Source organism: Coxiella-like endosymbiont (assembly GCF_002871095.1).
Taxonomy (GTDB): Bacteria; Pseudomonadota; Gammaproteobacteria; order Coxiellales; family Coxiellaceae; genus Coxiella.
On record NZ_NSHJ01000136.1, the window covers coordinates 1 to 5,569 of the forward strand.

Here is a 5,569-nt window from a genome sequence, read left to right on the forward strand (position 1 = left end):
AAATAATGTCATTACGCCAACTCTTAAGTCCGGAAAGTTTGGACTTTGTTGTTTTATATCATAAAACAATCGATGAAGCTAGAAATTACCTTTGTAGTCTTTCCTGAATGCACCCTAATTCAGATTTTTAGAGATTCTTTTTTTATGATCAAGGATTTTTTACAAAAAAAGCTAATAGATCGAAAATTTATTAAATAACTCACTTATAGTCAAAATATAATAATATTAAGGTTAACTAGCCACTTAAAATAATTTAAGTTTCTTCTAAATAAGTAGAAGTATCCCCATCTAGAATTTATTTATTGCAAGATCCCAACCCAAATATTACTTATTTAACTGTAATAGATTTTTATGTTACACTGTAATTTTTAGTAAAATTAGATTTATTAGTTAAATCTCAGTTAATTATCATTTTATAAATTTCTAATTATCTCTAAAAGATTTTCTTTTATTGTGGCCTTAGGCACACATTTAGTACTTTTATCATAAATAAAGTTAATATAATTAAAGAAACATACACGATAAAAGCTTTTATTATATTGAAGTATCTTTTTATTTTTTAAAATTTTCCTTAAATTTTAATGCTTAGATAAATCTAAAATGAATTTCTATTTTTTTTAAGATTTTAACATAAAAGGCTGATATTTTCTTTACGACCTCTTTCAATTTTCTTTCGGCTAAGCCATTCTTTTTTTTAGGATTGTATATACACTTTAAGATGTCTAAATCTACAAAGGGTAACCAGCCTTAGATACATTTCCAGAAATCTTTAGATATCTTTTAATTATCTACTCATTTAAATCTTCTCTTGAGAGTTTAAATAACTAATAAAATTCTTCATCAAGAAAAATCACAGTAATATTTCATTATAAATTAATTTACTCAATATAGATGAGATTACTGTACCTAATAGTGATTATAATTCATTACGTGATTATAATTCATTACGCACTGTCAGTTCGCTCGTAAAAATTAAGTAAGCTTTTCTTTTTCTTAAGTCCACACAAAACTGATCACTCACAATAACATCCTCTTTAGTTACATTCCAATTTATTTTTACTTCCGAAACTATTTGTTAATAAATCTTCTTAACAAGGAGATACCAGAAACGCCAGTATTGTCTGGCGAAATAATAGTGTGGCTCTATAGCACAAAGTTAATCGAGTCAAATTATAATTGACTGGCGGATATCTCCTCTCCTATTCTCTTTTGTAAGGCTGGCTTATTGAAGACAGCTTTTAAATAGCTTCTTGATTTATGGGCGAGGGTGGTACTTAGAAGCCTTTAATTTCTTTTTTTGCTGACGACGTCTATGTAAAGAGCACAAAGTTTCAATAGGTCCAGAAATCACATAGAAAAAAGAAAGAATGAGCAGAATATCAGGTGGATCGAAAGCAATTAATGCAAGGATCAACACTATTCCTAAGATCACCACAAAAGGAACACGATTATGTAAATTAATGTTTTTAAAACTACGATAACGAATCGTGCTCACTTTCAGAAGTCCCAATAACATAACCACGATGGTCATGGGTAATGCAATAGTTTCCCCTACCAAATCATAACCATTACATACCCATACGACACTCGCTATGAATGCTGCTGCAGGTGGTGTGGGAAGACCCTGAAAATAACTTTGATCGATTTTTTTTGCCTGAACATTAAATCTTGCTAAACGTAAAGCAGTACAAGCCACATAAATAAATGTAGCTAACCATCCCGACTTGCCCATAATTACCAAAGACCAACTATAAACTACCAAGGCCGGAGAAATACCAAAACTAATCATGTCAGACAAACTATCAAGCTGAGCACCAAATTCGCTCTGAGCATGCAATAAACGAGCAATTCGACCATCTAAACCGTCCATAATAAATGCAATAAAAATAGCTATAGCGGCTGCTTCATAACGACTTTTCATGGCAGCTACGATGGCACAAAATCCTGCAAACATAGCACCTACAGTAAACAAATTCGGCAAGAGATAAATACCACGAACTCGGAGTTGCTTGGTTTCAGTCACGCTTGTGCCCCCTGGCAGATTTTTTAAAACTGCTATAATATGTGTCATCTAAATATATCACACATTATAGTTCGCCATTCAATAGACTATAGAATGAAAAATAAACAGCCAAAAATAATCATTGAAGGAGTAACAGAATCAGGTGAACCTTTTCGACCAAGTGATTGGGCTGAACGCATGAGTGGCACTCTTTCTACTTTTCATAAGCACCGGATTCACTACTCCCCGTTGCTACAGCCCTCTCTGAAAGATGGCTATAAATGTATCATCGTTGACCCTCACCTCAAACAATCTAATCCTAAGCTTTATGAATCTATAATAAAATTTGCCAAAACTAATAACTTACGAATTTGTAAGGAAGATTCCGATTGAATCATCAAAGGAAAGGGTATCATGCAAGGTAGCTTATTAACACAAAACCGTAAAGAAACTCTTTTTACAGAAGGACAGAAGCATTTTGACGCTTTGTTATCGGATATAACAAAAGCAAAACATTCAATTGATTTAGAGACCTATCTATTTCACAACGATACACTCGGAAAACGGATTGCACTTGAGCTAGCAAAAGCTGCAAAGCGTGGAGTTACAGTTCGGGTAATGGTTGATGGTGCCGGTAGCCCTTTATGGAGCGCAAACTTTGCTCGTTTTCTAGAAGAAGCAGGGGTAAAAACCAAAGTTTTTCATCCGTTTCCTTGGCAAATGTGGGATTGGAGTCGTTCTATAGTGAAATTACCCTTGCTCATAAAATGGATTTATTTAATTCTAAAAATTAATTTTCGTAATCATCGGAAAGTCTGCATTATCGATAAAGAAATTGCTTATATTGGGAGTCTTAATATTAGCAAATATCATCTGTCACTAGAAAAAGGGGGTGATGGTTGGCGCGATACTTCGGTGCGCCTTACCGGAACTAACTTAAAAGAATTAATTAAGGCATTTGATGCAGCCTGGTATCATCGAACAATTAAAGAACGTTTACGGGAAATTTTTGGTCAAATTCGAAAAGATCCACTTATTCGTCTTAATTATACTCGCCATCGGCGACGTATTCTTTATAAAAATTTACTCCGTAAAATGGCTAATTGTACAAACCGTATTTGGATTACCAATGCGTATTTTATTCCTGATAATTTTTTATTAAAAAGATTGAAAGACGCTGCTCGATCTGGAATCGACGTACGTATTTTATTACCTCGAAAATCTGATGTCATTATGATGCCATGGGCCTCTTCTACTTTTTATTATAGTTTGCTTAAAGCGGGGGTAAGAATTTTTGAGTACCTGCCTTCGATGTTACATGCGAAATCATTAATTATCGATGATTGGATGGTGATCGGTTCAAGTAATCTTAATAACCGTAGTCTGATTCATGATTTAGAAGCAGATATTCATATTAATTCGAAAGAAGCGAAAAAAACATTAGAACAACAATTTTTAGAAGACTTGAAAAATTCTGGCGAGGTTTCATTAGACAGTTGGCAAACGTTGCGTCCTCGAAGTCAACGTTTGATGGGTAGGTTAGTGCTTTATATTAAATACTGGATATAAGTAAATACTGGATACAAGCAGAACTAAATTATTGTTAGATACTTTAAAAAATAAAATACTAGATTTTATCTAAATTCTACCCTACAGAAAAGTAGCTAAAGTAAAAAACATCGTTAAGGTATAAAAATCATCATAACAAGATAATAATCCCTAAAAACCGACGATAAAAAACTAGAGTAGATATAATAAAAATTAACACTGCCATACTAGAATAGTGAATTAAATAAATTAAAGCCAACAAAAATATACTCCATGGCAATATCACGTTCTTGGTTTTAATGCTTCATTGCAAACATCGCTAAAATTTCAACAGAGAAGTACACATTTTTACGACCGTGAACTCAATAACAAGCTCCCTAATTTCTAATCATTAGGGTACATTCACAAAATAACAATCTATTAAAAGTTCAAAAATTAATAAATAATAACGCTATCCCCAAGTTACTACAAAACATTTTTTCTTTAATAGTCATAGCAAGCTTTTCAAGTTTTACTAAACCTAATATTACTTTTAATGGAATGCTTAGTTTTTTTAAAATCATGAGTGATATGATATTTATCCAATACAGATAAACAAAACAATTAGTAAAAAAATTTAAAAACTTCTTCTATAAAAGAGATAATCACTTTACAATAAAATCCTGAGTATAAACGACATAATAATTCAAATAGGAATCTCATTTAATGAAATGACTTTACAGTTATATTGGAATTCTTAGAGCAAACTACACCAAGAACCAATTCAATAAATGATATTTGATTCAAATATATTTCCAATTACCATTTGAATTTTCCCATATAAAGAGGTAAGCACAAAAAATAATTAATTTTTAAAAATATATTAAAACCTACTAAAGTTATACCGATCCCTAACAAAAAATTTTTAGATTATGCCTTAAAAAAAGATAAACTGTAATAACATATTATACCCATATGTTAAGCAATCTTCTTACCAACAAAAACTTCAGGAATAATCTTTAAAATTATGATACTTTAACAAAACTTAATTGATCATCTTTTTTTTCGACCTTAATTGTAGAAGGTGGAGCACATTTTCCCTTTAAAATTACTTGAGACAGAGAGTTTTCTAAATGGTGTTGCAAAACTCGTTTTAAAGGTCGAGCCCCATAAACGGGGTCGTAACCCAATTTCGCTAAATAATCAAGAACCTCACTATTTATCGTTAATTGATAATCTTTTGCTCTTAAACGCGCTTTAATCTTCTCAATTTGAATCTCTGTAATATTGCGAATTTGGTTTTCTGTTAAAGAATGAAAAACAACTGTTTCATCGATCCGATTAATAAATTCTGGACGAAAATTCCGAGCAACGACCTCCATTACAACTTCTTTCATGTTTTCATAACTTTTACCAGCAAATTCTTGAATCAATTGAGAACCAAGATTTGAAGTCATAACCACAACAGTATTACGAAAATCAATTGTCCTTCCTTGTCCATCGGTTAATCGTCCATCGTCGAAAACTTGTAATAAAATATTAAACACATCATTATGAGCTTTCTCCACTTCATCTAATAAAATGAGGGAATATGGTCGACGCCGAACAGCCTCAGTAAGGTATCCCCCTTCTTCATAACCAACATAGCCCGGAGGAGCGCCAACCAAACGAGCAACGGAATGTTTTTCCATAAATTCGGACATATCAATACGCACCATAGCCTCTTCAGTATCAAAGAGAAAAACAGCTAGCGCCTTGCATAATTCAGTTTTACCCACACCAGTAGGACCTAAAAAGAGAAAAGAACCAATAGGTCGATTAGGATCGGATAATCCAGAACGCGAACGACGGATAGCATTTGCAACTGCACTCACCCCTTCATCCTGACCAATGACTCGTTGATGCAGAAGTTCTTCCATATGCAACAATTTTTCTCGCTCTCCTTGAAGGATTTTTGTAATAGGAATATTGGTCCATTTAGATACAACTTTAGCTACTTCTTCTTCTGTCACCCGACTTCGTAATAATTTATGCTCCCGA

At 32.6% G+C, this 5,569-nt stretch carries 4 protein-coding genes; 2 read left to right on the top strand and 2 right to left on the bottom strand.

The features are described 5' to 3' along the window. Window positions 1-1,255: 1,255 nt before the first annotated feature. A complete protein-coding gene (gene pssA, locus CLERM_RS03110; RefSeq protein ID WP_102157136.1) occupies window positions 1,256-2,023 on the bottom strand; it encodes a CDP-diacylglycerol--serine O-phosphatidyltransferase in 768 nt (255 codons plus the stop codon). 93 nt (window positions 2,024-2,116) lie between these two features. Between pssA and CLERM_RS03115 the strand changes: the two genes are divergently transcribed. Together CLERM_RS03115 and CLERM_RS03120 are read left to right on the top strand one after the other, a co-directional pair. Next, on the top strand, window positions 2,117-2,395 hold the full coding sequence (locus CLERM_RS03115) for a DUF3579 domain-containing protein (RefSeq protein ID WP_102157134.1): 279 nt from the start codon (window positions 2,117-2,119) through the stop codon (window positions 2,393-2,395). Next, a complete protein-coding gene (locus CLERM_RS03120; RefSeq protein WP_102157135.1) occupies window positions 2,396-3,571 on the top strand; it encodes a phospholipase D-like domain-containing protein in 1,176 nt (391 codons plus the stop codon). Between the two features lie 983 nt (window positions 3,572-4,554). Here the strand turns inward: CLERM_RS03120 and CLERM_RS03125 are convergent. Continuing rightward, window positions 4,555-5,569: AAA family ATPase (locus CLERM_RS03125; RefSeq protein WP_145996297.1), on the bottom strand; the 1,015-nt coding region annotated here is incomplete at its 5' end.

Excerpts from the sequence above, each read along its gene's own strand:
- CLERM_RS03115 (WP_102157134.1), top strand. The coding sequence starts at position 2,117 with ATGAAAAATAAACAGCCAAAAATAATCATTGAAGGAGTAACAGAATCA.